Genomic DNA, 19,364 nt, shown 5'->3' with positions numbered 1-19,364 from the left:
CACATTCGGCATGAAAAAAGTCTACTTTACCTGTAATCTGAGGCACCGAATAACCCACAGGCGCAGCACATACAACGGGAAGTATGAAGAGTATAAAAACGGCGGATTATAAGGCTCATATTTATTAATGAATTTTTTCATAAAAAGGATTTACTTTATGCACAGGCAATATAAAAAATATATTCTTCTTTTTTGGGGCGTCATGGATGTTATTGCGATAGCCTCGTATTTGTTTTACTCGATCGGTAATGGCCGTATTCCCTTCTATTCCGATATTGTCCATTCAATCTCCTTACTCCGGGATATCGGTGTTGAAGGCGGTTTTTACGCTTATGCGGTCGCTACTATTGCGCTACAAATTGTGTTAATGATCTCTTTATTCTTTTCTGCGCAATGTTTTTTAAGACAAAAAGAGATCAGTCTTCCTTTTTTTGCTTTTCAGGAAGTCATGCGTTTTGCTACCGTGAGTTGCTCAATCTCTATAATACCGTTGTTGCTTAATTATTTTAATTCTCAAAACCTGGTCTTAAATATTTCGTTATTTATTTTCTCAGAAGTTATAAAAACGACAACGATTATCTGGTGTAAACGTTATGGAAAAATGTGACGAAAATAGCAACAGGCAGAGACAAATTTTTATAAAAAAGAGGTTTAAAATGCTTTCTTGTATAAATCTCTTATACTGAGAGCATGCACAGGTGAAATGCCTGGATAAAAACAACATAATTAGAAAATCCTCAACAAGGAAATGCATAACAAAAAGGAGAACCAGATTCCGTGCTAACCTTGCTTCACCTGCTTTCTGCCGTCGCCCTGTTGGTCTGGGGGACGCATATTGTCCGAACGGGCGTAATGCGCGTCTTCGGCGCACGCCTGCGTACTGTTCTTAGCCGGAGCGTCGAAAAGAAGCCGCTCGCCTTTTGCGCGGGTATCGGCGTTACCGCACTGGTGCAGAGCAGTAATGCCACCACCATGTTGGTGACCTCGTTCGTCGCTCAGGATCTGGTTGCTCTCGCGCCTGCGCTGGTGATTGTACTGGGGGCAGATGTCGGGACGGCGCTAATGGCGCGAATCCTCACCTTCGATTTATCCTGGTTATCACCATTACTCATTTTTATCGGCGTGATTTTTTTCCTCGGACGCAAGCAATCACGCGCCGGGCAACTGGGCCGCGTTGGTATTGGTCTTGGGCTGATTTTACTGGCGCTGGAGTTGATTGTGCAGGCCGTAACGCCGATCACCCAGGCAAACGGCGTTCAGGTGATCTTTGCCTCGCTGACTGGCGATATTCTGCTGGATGCGCTGATTGGCGCGATGTTCGCCATTATCAGTTATTCAAGTCTTGCCGCCGTACTGCTGACCGCCACTCTGACCGCTGCAGGCATTATCTCCTTCCCGGTAGCGCTCTGCCTGGTCATCGGCGCTAACCTCGGTTCCGGCTTGCTGGCAATGCTTAACAACAGTGCCGCTAATGCCGCTGCTCGCCGTGTTGCGCTGGGCAGCCTGCTGTTTAAGCTGGTGGGTAGCCTGATTATCCTGCCGTTTGTCCATATTTTGGCCGAGACTATGGGCAAGTTATCGCTGCCCAAAGCGGAACTGGTTATCTATTTCCACGTCTTTTACAATCTTGTGCGCTGTCTGGTAATGCTGCCGTTTGTCGATCCGATGGCGCGGTTTTGCAAAACGATTATTCGCGATGAACCCGAACTGGATGCCCATCTAAAACCAAAACATCTGGACGTTAGCGCGCTGGACACGCCGACCCTCGCTTTGGCAAATGCAGCCCGTGAAACCCTGCGCATTGGCGATGCCATGGAACAGATGATGGAAGGGCTGAATAAAGTAATGCACGGTGCACCTCGTGAAGAGAAAGAGCTGCGCAAGCTGGCGGATGATATCAACGTGTTGTATACCGCGATTAAACTTTACCTGGCGCGGATGCCAAAAGAGGAGCTGGCGGAGGAAGAGTCGCGTCGCTGGGCGGAAATTATCGAAATGGCTCTCAACCTGGAGCAGGCTTCTGATATCGTCGAGCGCATGGGCAGCGAAATTGCTGACAAATCGCTGGCAGCACGGCGGGCATTTTCGCTTGATGGATTGAAGGAACTGGATGCGCTCTATGAGCAACTGCTCAGTAATTTAAAACTGGCGATGTCGGTGTTCTTCTCTGGCGATGTCACCAGCGCTCGTCGTTTACGCCGAAGCAAGCACCGCTTTCGCATTCTTAATCGCCGCTATTCCCATGCGCACGTCGATCGCCTGCATCAGCAAAACGTGCAGAGCATTGAAACCAGTTCGCTACATTTAGGCTTACTGGGAGACATGCAGCGCCTGAACTCGCTGTTTTGTTCGGTAGCTTACAGTGTGCTGGAACAGCCTGATGAAGATGAGGGACGGGACGAGTATTAATACCGTGACCCTGTAGGCCTGATAAGACGCGTAAAGCGCCGCATCAGGCACTGTGTACAAGATGCCGGATAATGCATCCGGCAATTCACTTAAAAACGGTGACCCGCTTCCAGTGGCACCGCTTCCTCACCGGCTTTAAACACATAAGTGGTATTTGGGCCACCCAGCGTAGCGTGACCTTTACTCACCGTGATCCAGTTACCTTCCGGCAGACCAATAATGGTCAGTTCTGGCGCGACTACCAGCAGTTCGCGAATACGCTGCTCGCGCGTTTCACCTTTATGGCCTTCCGGCAGCGCGTTGGTGAAGTGCGGGTTGATTTGCAGCGGGAACAGATTCAGCGCATCGAAACCTTGCGGATCGACAATCGGCATATCGTTGGTAGTACGGATGGTTGGGCAAGCCAGGTTAGCGCCTGCACTCCAGCCGATATACAGCGCGCCACGTTTCACCACGTCAACAATGGGGGCCAGCAGACCGCGCACACGGCATTCCTTCAGCAACTGGAAAGTGTTGCCGCCGCCGACAATCACGATCTCAGCATTTTCAATCGCGGCAACAGGATCGGCCGCGCTATGAATACCGGTGACAGAAATGCCAAGCGGAGCGAGGACCGCAGCCGTTTTGGCGGTGTAATCATCCCAGGTTTGCGTTACGCCAGCGAAAGGAATAAACACCGCTGAACGACGACCTTGCAACTGTTCAGCAATCAACGGCAGCGCATGTTCCAGCCAGGCTTTACCCGGCAGCGTCGAGTTACTCAATAAAAGCAGTTCCATTACTTCTCCGGTTAGTAAGAAATCACGGGAGGCATGCTATCACTGTGATTTTAACCGCTTACTGACGTGGCTCACGATGTTGCGCATTGCACCAGACGCTGAGACTGATGACAAACACAGCATTGCCTGATGCGCTACGCTTATCAGGCCTACCAGATAATTGCAATGTATTGAATTATCAGGATTATGTAGGCCGGATAAGGCGTTCACGCCGCATCCGGCATGAACAATGTGCACTTTGCCAACAATTTGAGCGCTCGTTAAGGCACTGATGTTTCTTACCCTTCTCGTGCAAATTGTGCCGCTTCAGCAATCAGCTGCGCATCAGGTCGCATGCCGGTATACATCGCGAATTGCTCGACGGCCTGTAAGGCTATCACCTCTGCGCCACTGATCGTCTGCTTATCAAGCAGCTGCGCCAGGCGAATGAGCGGCGTTTCCGGTGGCAATGCCACGACGTCAAAAACGACGCTTGCCGCAGAGATCATTGCCTCGCTGAAGGCCAGCTCATGGCTCTCTTTACCACCGCTCATGCCGACAGGCGTCACGTTAACCAGAATGTCGCAGTCGATTCCTTCTGGCTGCGGTTGCCACTGGAAGCCATACTGCTTCGCCAGCGCCGGGCCGCTCTCGTGGTTGCGGGCTGCGATGATGACATCGGTAAACCCTGCGTCGCGAAAGGCGGCAATCACTGCTTTGCCCATGCCGCCGCTGCCGCGAATCATCACGCGTGCGGCGCTATTGAGCTGGTGGTGAATAATCAGACTTTTCACTGCGATGTAGTCGGTGTTAAACCCGGTCAGCTTGCCGTCGTCATTCACGATGGTATTCACTGAATCAATGACTTTCGCCGACGGATCGATAGTATCGAGAAAGGGCATACAGCTTTCTTTAAACGGCATCGACACGGCACAGCCGCGAATACCTAATGCGCGAACACCTTTCACCGCCGCCTCAATATCCTGGGTGGTGAACGCTTTGTAGATGAAATTCAGCCCCAGCTTTTCATACAGATAATTGTGAAAGCGCGTGCCGAAGTTGCCGGGGCGACCGGCCAGCGACATGCAGAGTTGAGTCTCGCGATTAATCATGGGTAATTGCCTCTGCATGAGCGAGCAGGTATTGCTCCGCCTCACCGGACCAGACTCCCTGATGGCGCGCCAGAATCGCCGCCAGTCCTTCATCCTGGATCTGCGTGAGTGACGTCAGCGGCAGATATTTCCCGGTATACACCAGTTTTTTGCCGCCGCCGACGGCAGGCAATTCAAGCGTGGTTTCGCCCGCAGCATTCAGCCCAAGAATATGTGTTACCACTTTTGCGGCCTGCACTTTTTTCTCTTCGATCAGTTTGACCGCCGCGCGCATGTCATCGGTGTTGCCGCCCGACGTGCCAACGTAATGGGTAAAGGCATAATGCACATCGTAGAAATTAATTGGCGCGCTGAAGTGTTTATCCTGCGGTCCGGCGAAGAAATTCAGACAACCATCTGTCGCCAGCAAGGAAGAGGCGAGAGTCACCAGTCCTTCATTAGGCACAAAGACGAAAATATCATCGAAGCCGTGAACGCCACTCAGTGCCATTAACGTATCAAATGCTGCATCGGCGGCATTGAGATAATGAATCAGTGTTTGCGGTTCTGATGGATAGTGCTTCCGCGCATAACTCAATTTGTCGTTGTCGGTATCGGTAATGACGAGCAGCGACGGGTTAACTGGCCCATGAAGCGCGTAATCAATCGCCAGCAGTCCCATCGGGCCGGTACCGCCGAGGATCAGCGTCCGTCCTTGCGGGCGAATCCCCATCTTGTGGTTATAGGTGCCTTCCTGCAGATGATAGTTGGCGTTGAACGCGCCAATCACGCAGGAGAGTGGTTCAACCAGCGAGCCTTCAAAGTAAGTTTCACCGTCGTATGCCAGCAGGCAATCCTGTTCCATAACCTCGTTGGGGATAACCACATGCGTCGCTTCGCCGCCCACCCATGGGAAAGAGTAACCGGGGCAGTCCGGGCGATCCGGCAGTTGCAGGTTGGCCTGAATCACATAGCGCTGGCCGGGCTGGAACTTGTGCTGCCACTTTTTACCGACGGCCAGAATATCGCCGCAAAACTCATGGCCGATGATGATGGGATTGGTTGCCACATCGTCGGGCACTTTTTTGTGGTTTTCGCCCAGATTGGCCTCTTTCCAGGAAGAGAGACACAGGCTGTCGGTGACCACCGTCGCGAGGATTTCATCCTCCTGCATTTCAGGAAGATCAAAGGATTCCAGGCGTAAATCACGTTTACCATAAAGACGCAGAGCTGTTGTTTTCATAAACCACCTCGTGTTGAACGATGGCCCCGACGGTTGCGCCGGGGCGAAGAATCAGGACAGGAAGCCCAGCGCATTGCCGATAATCCCTAAACCAAACAGGGCGAAAATCAGCCATACCGGGTTAATTTTTTTGTTGAGCAGACGCACCATCAGCAGTGTCAGACCTAGCGCCAGCAAACCAGGGCAAAGTTGGTCGAGAATGTTCTGCACGGTCATGGTGACGGTGGAGCCATCGGCGGCAGGCGTTTGTGAAACCACCAACGGCACGTTGATCGACGTCCATTTGGTCACCAGCACGCCCATCACAAACAGTCCGAGAATCGACGCACCTTCGGTGAGTTTTTGCAGTACATTCCCGCCCATATCGCTGACGATATTCACCCCTTTACGAAAGCCCAGTTGCAGCCCATACCATTTCATTGCCAGACGTACTGCATTGAAAATAAAGAAGAACAGCAGCGGGCCGAGAATGTTGCCCGAAAGTGCCAGAGAGGCGCCGAGCGCGGCAGTAATCGGGCGCAGGGTTCCCCAGACCAGTGGATCGCCAACTCCTGCCAGCGGTCCCATCAGGCCGACTTTGATGCCGTTAATGGTGCCGTCATCAATTTCTGCACCGTTGGCCCGCGCTTCTTCCATAGCGGCGGTCACACCGATGACCGGGCCACACACGGCTGGCGTGGTATTGAAGAACACCAGGTGTCGCCTGAGCGCCGCAACCTGATCCTCTTTTAATGGGTAGAGTCGCTTGATGGCGGGGATCATGTCGTAGCAAAAGCCCAGCCCATGAATGCGTTCAAAGTTGAAGGACGCCTGTTGCAGGTTGGAGCGCAGAAACATGCTCACCAGATCGCTGCGTGTAATTTTTCTCTGTTCCATGATGGCTCCGTTAATCGTCAAGTTGGTCAAGGGCGGTGATAGTAGTGGCCTGGGGATGTGGTTCAGCTTTACGCCACTGTGGATTTAGCTGGATGTAGAGCAAGGCCATGATCACGCCGACGCCACCGAAAGCCAGCAGACTGAGATCGAGGTAGCCACCTGCGAGGAAACCGAGGAAAAAGAAAGGCATCAAATATTTCACGCCCATCATGCGCAGCACCATGGCGTAGCCGACGACGACAATAAAACCGCCCGCAATTTGCAGACCACGAGTGACGAATTCCGGTATTGCACTCAGCATATTGCTCACCATGTCGGCGCTGACGAACAGCGAGACAATCAGTGCCGGAATCGCAACGCGCAGCGCCTGCACGCCAAGCGCGGAGACATGTAGAATATCGAGAGTGCGAAACCGCGCCTCTTCCGCTGCTTTATCCGCCGCGTGCTGGAACACTACGGTGATGGTGCGGGCAAACACCGTCAACACCTGGCCTGCAGCAGCCACAGGCAACGCGATGGCGATACCGGTGGCGATGCTTTGCTGACCAACGATAACCAGAATGGCGGAGATAATGCTGGCGAGCGCAGAATCCGGAGATTGCGCCGCGCCGACATTCATCCAGCCGAGAGCTATCAATTCCAGCGTGCCACCGAGCATAATTCCGGTTTTTAAATCACCGAGAATTAAACCAATCACCGTACAGGCAATTAACGGGCGGTGGGTCTGAAATTCATCCAGCACGCTGCCCATTCCGGCAATGCAGGAAAAAAGAAATATGGCTATGATTTGTAGGGTACTTATTTCCATTATGTGTCACCTTTTAAGTGTCGTCATCCCTGCCTGTTAAAGCATATGTACACAGGCGCTATTATTTAATATGTAGCTAACTGTTCGTTTATTTTGTCAATAATATTGATTGAGGGATCGGACGCCACGACGCGTAAATCCAGGGTGACGCCAAGATTATTCAACTCATTAAATGCGTTAATATCATCGTCATCTAATGATACGGCTTTGGTTAACTGTTTTTTACCGGGCCGCCAGGCCATTCCGCCAATATTCAGGGTGCCGATTTTTACGCCCTGGCGAACCATTTCTAAGGCATCCTGAGGTCGGGTGAAAAGATAAAAAACGGTTTCGTCCTGATATTGCGGGTTGTGATAAACCGCGACGGCTTTTTCAATATTGACCACGTTAACCTTCATTCCCGGCGGCGCAGCCTGACGCAATAAGGTTCGGCGAACTTCATCGTTATACACCTCGTCATTGCAGATAATAATGCGCTGGGCGTTAGCCACTTTCGACCAGACGGTAGTGACCTGGCCGTGGATCAGGCGGTCATCAATGCGGGCGAGCGTAATGTTCATCAGAAATCTTCCTCAGCCGTTACCAGCGGTTTCCAGACGACGCAGGTTTGCTTTGCGATTTGCGTCAGGTGTTCACACAGTTCATCAATGTTCATGCTGCCCTGGTTATCAACCAGTTCGAGCGACAGAGGCAGAGAAAGACCGCTGATCACCCGCAGGCGCGGATTGCGCATTGCAAGCGTTGCTGCCGCATTCCACGGGCTGCCGCATTGTAAATCCACAGCAATCAACCACTCGTCCTGATTGTGAATACTTACTAACTGCTCCAGTTTCGTGACAATGTCTCCGGCGTTCTCGCCGGGCACAAATTCAACCGCTTCAACGTTAGCATCGCCGTACACCATCTGAACCGATTCCAGCATGGCGCAGGCTAATTTGCCGTGGGCGCAAAAAATGGCATTGACCATACATCCTCCTTAACCGCGCGTTTTGCCGCCCGCAATGTTAGTGGTTACTCCGGTGATGTAACTGGCGCGTTCAGACAGCAGATAACAAACAAAATCAGCTACTTCCGCTAATCTTCCCGAGCGTCCAATAGGAATGGAATTTTTGGTGTAGCCTTCGCGCAGTTGCTCGACGGTGATATTGCGCGTCCACGCCAGCGCTTCTTCATATTCCGGCGTGCGCAGCCCGGTTTTTTCCAGAATCCCCGGCGCGATACCGACTACACGGATACCGTGCTTACCCAGCTCTTTCGACCAGGAGCGCGTGAAGCTATTGAGCGCAGCTTTGGTGGCGGCATAGCAGCTCTGACCCTCTGAGCCTTCCAGCCCGCTTTCCGAGGAAACATTCACAATCACGCCATCGTGTTGTTTTACCATCTGCCGCGCCACCGCCTGCGACATCAGAAAAACGCCTTTCTGGTTTATATTGACCATTTTTTCAAACGCTGCTTCGTTGAGTTCATACTGCCCGGCAGGCGATTTCTCATCGACCAACAGGCGTGGGAAATTGACCCCTGCGTTATTGACCAGACCGTCGATGCGGCCAAAGCGCTGGATAATTTCCGCCACCGTATGATTCACCTCTTTGGCGCTGGAAATATCGGTCGGCCAGAACTGATAACCTTTATGGCCTTCATATTGACCGTCGCCACCGTGAATATCGACCATCTGTACATTCACGCCTTGTGTTAATAATTCCTCCACAATCGCCAGACCAATGCCGGATGCACCACCGGTGACAATAATGATTTTATCCTGCAAATTTAACCACGTTGGCATAACAAACTCCTGATTTTAGGTAATAGAGGCCCGCCGTAATTTTTTATTACGGTAAAATTCGGGCAGATTTTTATTTCAGTAATAGTTCAGCTGTGTTGCTATTTGTTACCAGACAATTAATATATTTCCCACGCAATGCGCCAATAATTCCACTATATTTTTCTTCACCCATAGCAATACCAATGGAATAATGTGCCTGCTTTAATTTATTCATTTCGATAGAGAGCGTTTTCTCGCTCATATTCGTTTCGACCATTGCGCCGTGAATATCAAAAAAGCGTGAGCAAATATCCCCGGCAACCTGACGAGCATTCAGATCGTCACTCTCTTCGCCGCCATAAAACGCATGCCAGTTAGCACCATCGCGAATGGCCGGTGAACCAATCCCCACAAGGGCGATATCCAGATTATCCCAGTAGGCAGAGATGGTTTTAAAGTGCTGAGACTGCATGATCCCATTACGAATTAATGTGTTATCCAGTAGCGCCGGAAAATCCGCAAGATGCGATTCCCCTTTCAGCTTTGCCGCCGCGCTGTAGGTTAATGTGTTTACGTGATAGCGGCTTTCGAGTTTACCGGACGGGCCACCAATAATTGGCACGCAGATTAACTGCCGCGATTGCCCCGCCTGCGGCAAGTTTTCAACCAGTGCGCTTACCGCGCGGCCCCAGGAAAAACCGACAATATCGCCAGGCTCCAGCAAGCGATCCAGCAGTTGCGCGCCGTGTAACCCCATCACCGCCAGTTGCGCGTCTTCCTCTTCATCATGCCCCGACACCACCACGGCTTCTTTCAGACCAAACTTTTGCTTCAGCTGTTGCTCCAGCCAGAGGTTTTCGTTGTAGTCATAGTTGATGGCGATGGTGACAATACCCTGTTCGCGGCCTCGTTTAAGCAAGCGGCTGATAGTGGTGCGGTAAATACCCAGCTCGCGGGCGATTTGCGCCTGCGTCATGTCCTGCTCGTAATAGAGTTGGGCAATCTTCACAATCAAACGGATATCGTCACTGTTTTCCATTGCCGCCTCCTGGTTCTGCACATTTGTGCAATTACGCTTTCTTACCGCTTGATCTGATATAACCTCATCATCGTGGCCTTTAAAAGCGATTTTTCACTCTTTGTTTACGCTGAAATGGTGCTTTCTCTTGCACATTTGTTTCTCTGCGTAGCAGTCATCAGCACAAGTGTGCAGAGATTCGTAATAGGTTGATTATTCTGGTTTTCGCCAGGCAAATTTGCATCGGGCTTCTGGTGACACTTTTGTGATAAAAGGCGCTGCAGATCACATTTAATTTCGACGTTGCCGCATAACCCTGTTTTTCCCCGCTAAGAGGTACGGTATATTCCGCGTTTTACAGGAGAATTTATGCTGCCCGACTCATCAGTCCGTTTAAATAAATACATCAGCGAAAGCGGAATTTGCTCACGCCGCGAAGCGGATCGCTACATTGAGCAAGGCAATGTGTTCCTTAATGGCAAGCGTGCCACCATTGGCGATCAGGTGAAACCCGGCGACGTTGTGAAAGTAAACGGTCAGGTGATTGAGCCTCGGGAAGCCGAAGATTTAGTGCTTATCGCCCTGAATAAGCCGGTGGGGATTGTCAGTACCACCGAAGATGGTGAGCGCGACAACATTGTCGATTTCGTTAACCACAGTAAACGCGTATTCCCGATTGGTCGCCTGGATAAAGATTCTCAGGGGCTGATTTTTCTCACCAATCATGGCGATCTGGTCAATAAGATCCTCCGCGCGGGTAACGACCATGAGAAAGAGTATCTGGTAACGGTGGATAAACCGATTACCGATGAATTTATTCGTGGCATGGCGGCAGGTGTGCCGATTCTTGGGACGGTGACCAAAAAGTGCAAAGTTAAAAAAGAAGCGCCGTTTGTCTTTCGCATTACGCTGGTGCAGGGGCTGAACCGTCAAATCCGCCGGATGTGTGAACACTTTGGTTACGAAGTGAAAAAGCTGGAACGTACGCGCATTATGAACGTCAGCTTAAGTGGCATTCCGCTGGGTGAGTGGCGTGATTTAACCGATGATGAGCTTATCGATCTCTTTAAGCTCATTGAAAATTCCTCTTCCGAGGCAAAACCCAAAGCGAAGGCCAAACCGAAAACGGCAGGTATCAAACGCCCGGTGGTGAAGGTAGAAAAAACGGCGGAAAAAGGTGGCCGCCCGGCATCAAACGGCAAGCGTTTCACTTCGCCGGGGCGGAAGAAAAAAGGTCGTTAATCAGCGTTTGCCGCGCGTTGACGTATTTGCCGACCAACTGAATGACGCTTCAGGATCCGGTTTATAAGCCTGCTTTTTCTTCAACTGGCGGGCTTTTTTCGCTTCAGCCTCACGCTCAACCATCAGCTTATCGATGTACTCTTTCTTAATGCTGTTAGTTTCGGCGTTGGTCAGCACGCGGCCATGCGCAATACGTGCCCGATCCAGCAGCGTTTTTAGCTCGCGCTGCTCGCGTTCAGTCATCTCTTTTTGGGTAATACGGGGGAGTGCCATGATGGTGCCTCATTGAGCCGGAGGGTTCAGTGTACGGGAATTTATTTGCGAGCAGAACCGATAAGATTCATTTGCCTCTTTTAAAACATTTATCTCTCTCGAAAATTAACGATAAATGTAGATAAAATTTAACGGCAATTATTCTCCGATAAAGACGCTGATTAACAGGGAATAGACTCGTTTATTGATGGCGACAGTGATGGGAAAATAAATTCGGCCCGGCAAGTATCATCCGGGCCGCACTGTTTTTACTCAAACAAATTACTATGCAATTTCTGCACGACTTGTTCCGCATCTTCGCCTGGTACCAGGAAGCACAGGTTATGGCTGGAAGCGCCGTAGCAAATCATGCGAATGTTGAACGGTTCAAGTACGCCAAACACCTCTTTGCCAACGCCACAGGCTTTTGACAGGTCGTTACCAATCAGAGCCACCAGTGCCAGGCCTTCTTCCACTTCTACCCGGCACAACGCTGAAAGCTCCATCAGCAGCGATTGTGTCAGCAACGTATCGCCAGTTGACGTTGAACCGGTAGTGTCGAGAGTCAGCGCCACGCTCACCTCCGACGTAGTAATTAAATCCACCGAAATATTATGCCGTGCGAGAATGCCGAAAACTTCCGCGAGGAAGCCGCGAGAATGCAGCATATTCAGGCTATGCAGAGTTAACAGCGTTTGTTTGCGACGCAGAGCCAGCGCACGGAACAACGGCGGATTTTCGGTTTTATTACACACCAAAGTACCGCCTGCACGCGGATCTTTACTTGAACCGACAAACACCGGGATATCGCTGCGAACAGCAGGCAGTAAGGTTGCCGGATGAAGTACTTTGGCGCCAAAGGTTGCCATCTCAGCCGCTTCTTCAAAGGCGATTTCATCAATTCGTTTAGCATCAGGCACGACGCGTGGGTCGGTAGTATAAATCCCCGGCACATCTGTCCAGATATCGACACGAGCAGCGTTTAACGCTTCTGCCAATAGTGCCGCCGTGTAGTCACTACCGCCGCGACCAAGTGTTGTGGTTCGCCCTTTACTTTCACTCCCAATAAAGCCCTGAGTGATGACTAAACCTTCGCTGAGACGTGGGGTTAGTTGCAGCGCAGACAGTTCCTCCAGCGCAGCAATATCTGGCTCCGCGCGGCCAAAGCGATCGTTTGTGCGCATCACTTTACGCACATCAAACCACTGGGCCTGAACATTGCGCTCACGCAGAATCTCCACAAACAGCAGGGTAGACATTAGTTCGCCGTGGCTGACCAGTTCATCAGTTAGCGCTGGAGAGGTTGCCAGTGCAGCAGCCTCCGCCAGCACAGTAATATTCTCCAGTAGACGTTCAATCTCTTCGCGGATGACATTGGGGTAGCGCAGACGCTCCAGAATAGCGAACTGGATATTGCGAATAGCATCAAGTTTTGCGAAGCGTTCAGCTGGTTCCAGACCTTCAGCCAGAGCAACCAACAGATTAGTGATCCCGGCGGAAGCCGAGAGGACGACTAAACGCACATTTGCATCGGAAAGCACAATGTCGGCGCTGCGATTCATGGCGTCAAAATCAGCAACGCTAGTACCACCAAATTTAGAGACAACAATATCGGACATAACTACCTCGTGTCAGGGAGTGGAAGAAGCGACCATGGCACAAAGGCAGAACTGAAACCGGTGCAGGCGCAAACCGTATTTATAAATAAAAGGTGTGGGGGAGGCTGTCAACGCTGGGATTATGCGGATTTTTCATGCAGCGGGAGTGGTGAGAAATTGTGCTTATAACAGCGATACTTTTTATCCTCTTCGCTAGCCAGTCGAGCTAACGGCACTAAAACCATCACATTTTTCTGTGACTGGCGCTACAATCTTCCAAAGTCACAATTCTCAAAATCAGAAGAGTATTGCTAATGAAAAACATCAATCCAACACAGACCGCAGCCTGGCAGGCACTACAGAAACACTTCGATGAAATGAAAGACGTAACGATCGCCGATCTTTTTGCTAAAGACGGCGATCGTTTTTCTAAGTTCTCCGCAACCTTCGACGATCAGATGCTGGTGGATTACTCCAAAAACCGCATCACCGAAGAGACGCTGGCGAAATTGCAGGATCTGGCGAAAGAGTGCGATCTGGCGGGCGCGATTAAGTCGATGTTCTCTGGCGAGAAGATCAACCGCACCGAAAACCGTGCCGTGCTGCACGTGGCGCTGCGTAACCGTAGCAACACCCCGATTCTGGTTGATGGCAAAGATGTCATGCCGGAAGTTAACGCAGTGCTGGAGAAGATGAAAACCTTCTCGGAAGCGATTATTTCTGGTGAGTGGAAAGGCTATACCGGCAAAGCAATCACCGACGTGGTGAACATCGGTATCGGCGGTTCTGACCTTGGCCCGTACATGGTGACTGAAGCACTGCGTCCGTACAAAAATCACCTGAACATGCACTTTGTTTCTAACGTCGATGGGACTCACATCGCGGAAGTGCTGAAAAAAGTAAACCCGGAAACCACTCTGTTCCTGGTAGCATCCAAAACCTTTACTACTCAGGAAACCATGACCAACGCTCATAGCGCGCGTGACTGGTTCCTGAAAGCGGCAGGTGATGAAAAACACGTTGCGAAACATTTCGCTGCGCTTTCCACCAACGCCAAAGCCGTCGGCGAGTTTGGTATTGATACCGCCAACATGTTCGAGTTTTGGGACTGGGTCGGCGGCCGTTACTCTTTGTGGTCAGCGATTGGTCTGTCGATTGTTCTCTCCATTGGCTTTGATAACTTCGTTGAACTGCTTTCTGGCGCACATGCGATGGACAAGCATTTCTCCACCACTCCAGCAGAGAAAAACCTGCCTGTATTGCTGGCGCTGATCGGCATCTGGTACAACAATTTCTTCGGTGCGGAAACTGAAGCGATTCTGCCGTACGACCAGTATATGCACCGTTTCGCGGCGTACTTCCAGCAGGGCAATATGGAGTCCAACGGTAAGTACGTTGACCGTAACGGTAACGTCGTGGATTACCAGACTGGCCCGATTATCTGGGGTGAACCAGGTACGAACGGTCAGCACGCGTTTTACCAGCTGATCCACCAGGGAACCAAAATGGTGCCGTGTGATTTCATCGCCCCGGCTATCACTCATAATCCGCTCTCTGATCACCACCAGAAACTGCTGTCTAACTTCTTCGCTCAGACTGAAGCGCTGGCGTTTGGTAAATCCCGTGAAGTGGTTGAACAGGAGTATCGCGATCAGGGTAAAGATCCGGCAACGCTCGACTACGTAGTGCCGTTCAAAGTGTTCGAAGGCAACCGCCCGACCAACTCTATCCTGCTGCGCGAAATCACTCCGTTTAGCCTGGGGGCATTGATTGCGCTGTATGAGCACAAAATCTTTACTCAGGGCGTGATCCTGAACATCTTCACCTTTGACCAGTGGGGCGTGGAGCTGGGTAAACAGCTGGCGAACCGCATTCTGCCGGAGCTGAAAGATGACAAAGAAATCAGCAGCCACGATAGCTCAACCAATGGGCTGATTAACCGCTATAAAGCATGGCGCGGTTAATCATCGTGCATGCCTGATGTCGCTACGTAGGCCGGATAAGGCGTTTACGCCGCATCCGGCAACCGGTGCCTGATGCGACGCGGTCGCGTCTTATCAGGCCTACAGGTTGATGCCGATATGTACATCGTATTCGGCAATTAATACATAGCACGATTGATTAAATAACCTTAATAAAAATGCCGACTATAAGTCGGCATTGTTTTATCAGATAAATCCCCTTGTCTGTGATTTAACAAAATCCATACCGTGAGGTTAATCCTAAAATAGATTTTTAGTCTGTAATAATTTCGGAAAATACGCAGGTTAATCACTTTTGTATTTATTTTAACTTAATGATTAACATGATTATTTTTATATAATAAAAATATATAATTGATATTCATTCCAATTATCCTAAAACCCCATCACTAATTACCCGCGCCGTAATTCGCATGCTTTAGTTGTGTATACTCGATCCCGCCCGAAATGCTTTTGGGTAAATCTCCATTCATTCAATGAAGGGAAATTGTTATGAAAAAAGTTCTGTATGGCATTTTTGCCATATCTGCGCTTGCGGCGACTTCTGCGTGGGCTGCACCTGTACAGGTGGGCGAAGCGGCAGGGGCGGCAGCAACGTCGGTTTCGGCGGGGAGTTCCTCCGCGACCAGCGTCAGCACCGTAAGCTCGGCGGTGGGTGTCGCGCTCGCGGCAACCGGTGGCGGTGATGGTTCTAATACCGGAACCACCACAACCACGACCACCAGTACCCAGTAATAACGTATGTATCCCCAAAATAATTCGAGTCATCGCATCTGAGGCTTGAAGTATGACGGGGATTTACCATAACCACACTCCGGTGTGGTTATTCTGCCCCTCTGGAGAAGAGTCGTGAAGCGACCTGCACTCATTCTTATCTGCCTGTTATTACAGGCGTGTTCAGCCACTACTCAAGAGCTGGGCAATTCACTGTGGGACAGTCTGTTCGGTACGCCAGGCGTACAACTGACGGACGATGATATTCAAAATATGCCCTACGCCAGCCAGTACATGCAGCTTAATGGTGGTCCACAGTTATTTGTCGTTTTGGCCTTTGCTGAAGACGGACAACAAAAATGGGTCACTCAGGATCAGGCGACTCTCGTCACACAACATGGGCGTCTGGTGAAGACTTTGCTTGGCGGCGACAACCTGATTGAAGTGAATAACCTTGCCGCTGACCCGCTGATCAAACCCGCACAAATCGTTGATGGCGCAACATGGACCCGCACGATGGGCTGGACCGAGTATAAGCAGGTGCGCTACGCCACCGCACGCTCGGTCTTCAAATGGGATGGTACCGATACCGTCAAAGTCGGCAGCGATGAAACCCCGGTTCGTGTGCTGGACGAAGAAGTCTCAACCGACCAGGCGCGCTGGCATAACCGCTACTGGATCGATAGCGAAGGTCAAATTCGCCAGTCGGAACAGTATCTCGGCGCGGACTACTTCCCGGTGAAAACCACTCTCATCAAGGCGGCAAAACAGTGATTAAACAAACTATTGTCGCGTTGATTTTGAGCGTGGGAGCGTCATCGGTCTTTGCGACGGGAACCGTCAAGGTATTCAGCAATGGCAACAGCGAAGCCAAAACGCTAACGGGCGCAGAGCATTTAATTGATCTGGTGGGGCAACCACGACTGGCGAATAGCTGGTGGCCCGGAGCGGTGATCAGCGAAGAGCTGGCAACGGCGGCAGCATTGCGCCAGCAGCAGGCGTTGCTGACACGGCTGGCAGAACTGGCCGCAGATTCCAGCACCGACGATGCCGCCACCATTAACGCTTTACGCCAGCAAATTCAGGTGTTGAAGGTGACTGGCAGGCAAAAAATCAATCTTGATCCCGATATCGTGCGCGTTGCCGAACGCGGTAATCCGCCGTTGCAGGGCAACTACACGCTGTGGGTCGGACCACCACCGTCCACTGTCACGCTGTTCGGGCTTATCAGCCGTCCTGGCAATCAGCCATTCACCCCTGGTCGCGATGTGGCGAGCTATCTCTCCGGCCAGAGCCTGCTTAGTGGTGCGGATCGCAGCTATGCGTGGGTCGTTTACCCGGACGGACGCACGCAAAAAGCGCCGGTGGCTTACTGGAACAAGCGTCACGTAGAGCCGATGCCCGGCAGTATTATTTATGTTGGCCTGGCGGACTCCGTCTGGAGTAAGACGCCCGATGCCCTGAACGCCGACATTCTTCAGACTCTGACGCAGCGGATACCGCAATAATGAAAAAAAGACATCTGTTCAGCTTGCTGGCACTGGGCATTAGCACAGCCTGCTACGGCGAAACGTATCCTGCACCCATTGGCCCGTCGCAATCGGATTTCGGCGGAGTCGGTTTGTTACAAACACCCACCGCTCGTATGGCGCGGGAAGGGGAGTTAAGTCTGAACTATCGCGATAACGATCAGTACCGTTATTACTCTGCCTCAGTGCAACTCTTCCCGTGGCTGGAAACAACGCTACGCTACACCGACGTGCGCACCCGCCAGTACAGCAGCGTCGAAGCGTTCTCTGGTGATCAAACGTATAAAGATAAAGCCTTCGATCTCAAACTGCGTTTGTGGGAAGAGAGTTACTGGCTGCCACAGATAGCGGTTGGTGCGCGGGATATCGGCGGTACGGGGCTGTTTGATGCGGAATATCTTGTCGCCAGCAAAGCCTGGGGGCCGTTCGATTTTACGCTCGGCCTGGGCTGGGGATATCTGGGCACCAGCGGTAATGTAAAAAATCCGCTCTGTTCAGCCAGTGATAAATATTGCTATCGCGATAACAGCTACAAACAGGCGGGATCTATCGACGGCAGCCAGATGTTCCACGGCCCGGCCTCACTGTTTGGCGGCGTGGAATACCAGACGCCCTGGCAGCCGCTGCGCCTGAAACTGGAGTATGAGGGCAATAATTATCAGCAGGATTTTGCCGGGAAGCTGGAGCAAAAAAGTAAGTTTAACGTCGGGGCGATTTATCGCGTTACCGATTGGGCCGACGTTAACCTTAGCTATGAACGCGGTAACACCTTTATGTTTGGCGTCACGCTGCGCACCAACTTTAACGATCTACGTCCTTCGTACAACGATAACGCCCGCCCGCAATATCAACCGCAGCCACAGGATGCCATTTTGCAGCACTCGGTGGTGGCGAATCAGTTAACGCTGTTGAAATACAACGCCGGACTGGCCGATCCGCAGATCCAGACGAAAGGCGATACGTTATACGTCAGCGGCGAGCAAGTGAAATATCGTGATTCGCGTGAAGGGATCATCCGTGCTAATCGGATCGTGATGAACGATCTGCCGGATGGGATCAAGACGATCCGTATCACGGAAAACCGCCTTAACATGCCGCAGGTGACGACGGAAACCGATGTCGCCAGCCTGAAAAAACATCTCGCCGGAGAGCCGTTGGGCCACGAAACGACGCTGGCGCAAAAACGCGTCGAGCCGGTGGTTCCTGCGTCCACCGAGCAGGGATGGTATATCGACAAATCGCGCTTTGATTTCCATATCGATCCGGTGCTGAATCAGTCGGTTGGTGGCCCGGAAAACTTTTACATGTACCAACTTGGCGTGATGGGAACGGCGGATTTGTGGCTGACGGACCATCTGCTGACCACCGGTAGCCTGTTTGCGAACCTGGCGAACAACTACGACAAGTTTAACTACACCAATCCACCGCAGGACTCGCATTTACCGCGCGTTCGTACCCATGTGCGTGAGTATGTGCAGAATGATGTCTATGTGAATAACCTGCAAGCCAACTACTTCCAGCATCTGGGCAACGGCTTCTACGGTCAGGTTTATGGCGGCTATCTCGAAACCATGTTTGGCGGCGCAGGGGCAGAAGTGTTGTATCGCCCGCTGGACAGCAACTGGGCGTTTGGTCTGGATGCCAACTACGTTAAACAGCGCGACTGGCGTAGCGCAAAAGATATGATGAAATTCACCGATTACAGCGTAAAAACCGGACATCTGACCGCGTACTGGACGCCATCTTTCGCCCAGGATGTGTTAGTCAAAGCCAGCGTCGGACAGTATCTGGCAGGGGATAAAGGCGGCACGCTGGAGATAGCCAAACGCTTTGATAGCGGTGTGGTGGTTGGCGGCTATGCCACGATCACCAATGTTTCGAAAGAGGAGTACGGAGAAGGGGACTTCACCAAAGGCGTGTATGTCTCTGTACCGTTGGATCTCTTCTCGTCTGGCCCGACACGTAGCCGTGCGGCGATTGGCTGGACGCCGCTGACGCGTGACGGCGGTCAGCAACTTGGGCGTAAGTTCCAGTTGTATGACATGACCAGCGACCGTAGCGTGAATTTCCGCTAAGTCATGG

General features: G+C 51.5%; 19 protein-coding genes. 8 read left to right on the top strand and 11 right to left on the bottom strand.

From position 1 onward, the window contains the following. Window positions 1-157 precede the first annotated feature (157 nt). Window positions 158-607 carry a hypothetical protein gene (locus H9644_RS02715; protein WP_064525442.1) on the top strand — a complete coding sequence of 150 codons (450 nt, stop codon included), beginning with the start codon at window positions 158-160 and terminating at the stop codon, window positions 605-607. Between the two features lie 170 nt (window positions 608-777). Then, window positions 778-2,409 (top strand): Na/Pi cotransporter family protein, encoded by a 1,632-nt coding sequence (locus H9644_RS02710; RefSeq protein ID WP_064525446.1) that lies wholly within the window; start codon window positions 778-780, stop codon window positions 2,407-2,409. Between the two features lie 89 nt (window positions 2,410-2,498). Here the strand turns inward: H9644_RS02710 and pepE are convergent, their stop codons facing one another. The 9 genes from pepE to H9644_RS02665 all read right to left on the bottom strand — a co-directional run bounded on the left by pepE (window position 2,499) and on the right by H9644_RS02665 (window position 9,986). Continuing rightward, entirely contained in the window at window positions 2,499-3,188 is a 690-nt protein-coding gene (gene pepE, locus H9644_RS02705; protein WP_191772985.1) for a dipeptidase PepE, read from the bottom strand. A 278-nt stretch (window positions 3,189-3,466) separates the two neighbouring features. Next, window positions 3,467-4,279 (bottom strand): shikimate 5-dehydrogenase, encoded by an 813-nt coding sequence (locus H9644_RS02700; RefSeq protein ID WP_191772983.1) that lies wholly within the window; start codon window positions 4,277-4,279, stop codon window positions 3,467-3,469. Then, window positions 4,272-5,501 carry an L-sorbose 1-phosphate reductase gene (sorE, locus tag H9644_RS02695; protein WP_191772976.1) on the bottom strand — a complete coding sequence of 410 codons (1,230 nt, stop codon included), beginning with the start codon at window positions 5,499-5,501 and terminating at the stop codon, window positions 4,272-4,274. The genes H9644_RS02700 and sorE overlap by 8 nt, the downstream gene beginning before the upstream one ends. 51 nt (window positions 5,502-5,552) lie before the next feature. Continuing rightward, window positions 5,553-6,377 carry a PTS system mannose/fructose/sorbose family transporter subunit IID gene (locus H9644_RS02690; protein WP_135405629.1) on the bottom strand — a complete coding sequence of 275 codons (825 nt, stop codon included), beginning with the start codon at window positions 6,375-6,377 and terminating at the stop codon, window positions 5,553-5,555. A 10-nt stretch (window positions 6,378-6,387) separates the two neighbouring features. Further along, window positions 6,388-7,185 carry a PTS mannose/fructose/sorbose transporter subunit IIC gene (locus tag H9644_RS02685; RefSeq protein ID WP_061336292.1) on the bottom strand — a complete coding sequence of 266 codons (798 nt, stop codon included), beginning with the start codon at window positions 7,183-7,185 and terminating at the stop codon, window positions 6,388-6,390. Between the two features lie 65 nt (window positions 7,186-7,250). Next, window positions 7,251-7,745: a PTS system mannose/fructose/N-acetylgalactosamine-transporter subunit IIB gene (locus tag H9644_RS02680; RefSeq protein ID WP_191772973.1), complete on the bottom strand. Its 495-nt coding sequence runs from the start codon at window positions 7,743-7,745 to the stop codon at window positions 7,251-7,253. Further along, window positions 7,745-8,152 (bottom strand): mannose/fructose/sorbose PTS transporter subunit IIA, encoded by a 408-nt coding sequence (locus tag H9644_RS02675; RefSeq protein ID WP_191772971.1) that lies wholly within the window; start codon window positions 8,150-8,152, stop codon window positions 7,745-7,747. Before H9644_RS02675 ends, H9644_RS02680 begins: the two co-directional genes overlap by 1 nt. Before the next feature lie 9 nt (window positions 8,153-8,161). After that, window positions 8,162-8,968, bottom strand: coding sequence for an SDR family oxidoreductase (locus H9644_RS02670; protein ID WP_191772968.1), 807 nt, complete (start codon window positions 8,966-8,968; stop codon window positions 8,162-8,164). A 70-nt stretch (window positions 8,969-9,038) separates the two neighbouring features. Next, window positions 9,039-9,986, bottom strand: coding sequence for a sugar-binding transcriptional regulator (locus H9644_RS02665; protein WP_191772966.1), 948 nt, complete (start codon window positions 9,984-9,986; stop codon window positions 9,039-9,041). Between the two features lie 348 nt (window positions 9,987-10,334). On the opposite strand from H9644_RS02665, the gene rluF reads away from it, so the two are divergent. Next, a complete protein-coding gene (rluF, locus tag H9644_RS02660; protein WP_191772964.1) occupies window positions 10,335-11,207 on the top strand; it encodes a 23S rRNA pseudouridine(2604) synthase RluF in 873 nt (290 codons plus the stop codon). Here rluF and H9644_RS02655 read toward each other — a convergent pair whose 3' ends face one another. Together H9644_RS02655 and lysC are read right to left on the bottom strand one after the other, a co-directional pair. After that, the gene (locus tag H9644_RS02655) at window positions 11,208-11,480 is read right to left on the bottom strand and encodes a DUF3811 domain-containing protein (protein WP_001207629.1); all 273 of its coding nucleotides are present in this window, start codon (window positions 11,478-11,480) and stop codon (window positions 11,208-11,210) included. A 248-nt stretch (window positions 11,481-11,728) separates the two neighbouring features. Beyond that, a complete protein-coding gene (lysC, locus tag H9644_RS02650) occupies window positions 11,729-13,078 on the bottom strand; it encodes a lysine-sensitive aspartokinase 3 (RefSeq protein ID WP_191772962.1) in 1,350 nt (449 codons plus the stop codon). A 293-nt stretch (window positions 13,079-13,371) separates the two neighbouring features. On the opposite strand from lysC, the gene pgi reads away from it, so the two are divergent. From pgi to H9644_RS02625, 5 genes are all read left to right on the top strand, one after another. Continuing rightward, entirely contained in the window at window positions 13,372-15,021 is a 1,650-nt protein-coding gene (gene pgi / locus H9644_RS02645) for a glucose-6-phosphate isomerase (RefSeq protein WP_000789986.1), read from the top strand. A 510-nt stretch (window positions 15,022-15,531) separates the two neighbouring features. Continuing rightward, window positions 15,532-15,774 (top strand): exopolysaccharide production protein YjbE, encoded by a 243-nt coding sequence (yjbE, locus tag H9644_RS02640; RefSeq protein ID WP_000757329.1) that lies wholly within the window; start codon window positions 15,532-15,534, stop codon window positions 15,772-15,774. Between the two features lie 114 nt (window positions 15,775-15,888). Continuing rightward, window positions 15,889-16,527, top strand: a complete 639-nt coding sequence (locus H9644_RS02635; protein WP_064525519.1) for a YjbF family lipoprotein — start codon at window positions 15,889-15,891, stop codon at window positions 16,525-16,527. Next, window positions 16,524-17,261, top strand: a complete 738-nt coding sequence (locus H9644_RS02630) for a capsule biosynthesis GfcC family protein (RefSeq protein WP_191772960.1) — start codon at window positions 16,524-16,526, stop codon at window positions 17,259-17,261. Before H9644_RS02635 ends, H9644_RS02630 begins: the two co-directional genes overlap by 4 nt. Then, the gene (locus H9644_RS02625; RefSeq protein ID WP_191772958.1) at window positions 17,261-19,357 is read left to right on the top strand and encodes a YjbH domain-containing protein; all 2,097 of its coding nucleotides are present in this window, start codon (window positions 17,261-17,263) and stop codon (window positions 19,355-19,357) included. Before H9644_RS02630 ends, H9644_RS02625 begins: the two co-directional genes overlap by 1 nt. The last annotated feature ends 7 nt before the right edge of the window (window positions 19,358-19,364 follow it).

The sequence above is a fragment of the Escherichia whittamii genome (genome assembly GCF_014836715.1).
Lineage (GTDB): Bacteria > Pseudomonadota > Gammaproteobacteria > Enterobacterales > Enterobacteriaceae > Escherichia > Escherichia whittamii.
The sequence above is the reverse complement of the archived record's forward strand: the minus strand, read 5'-3'. Positions and strand labels throughout refer to the sequence as shown.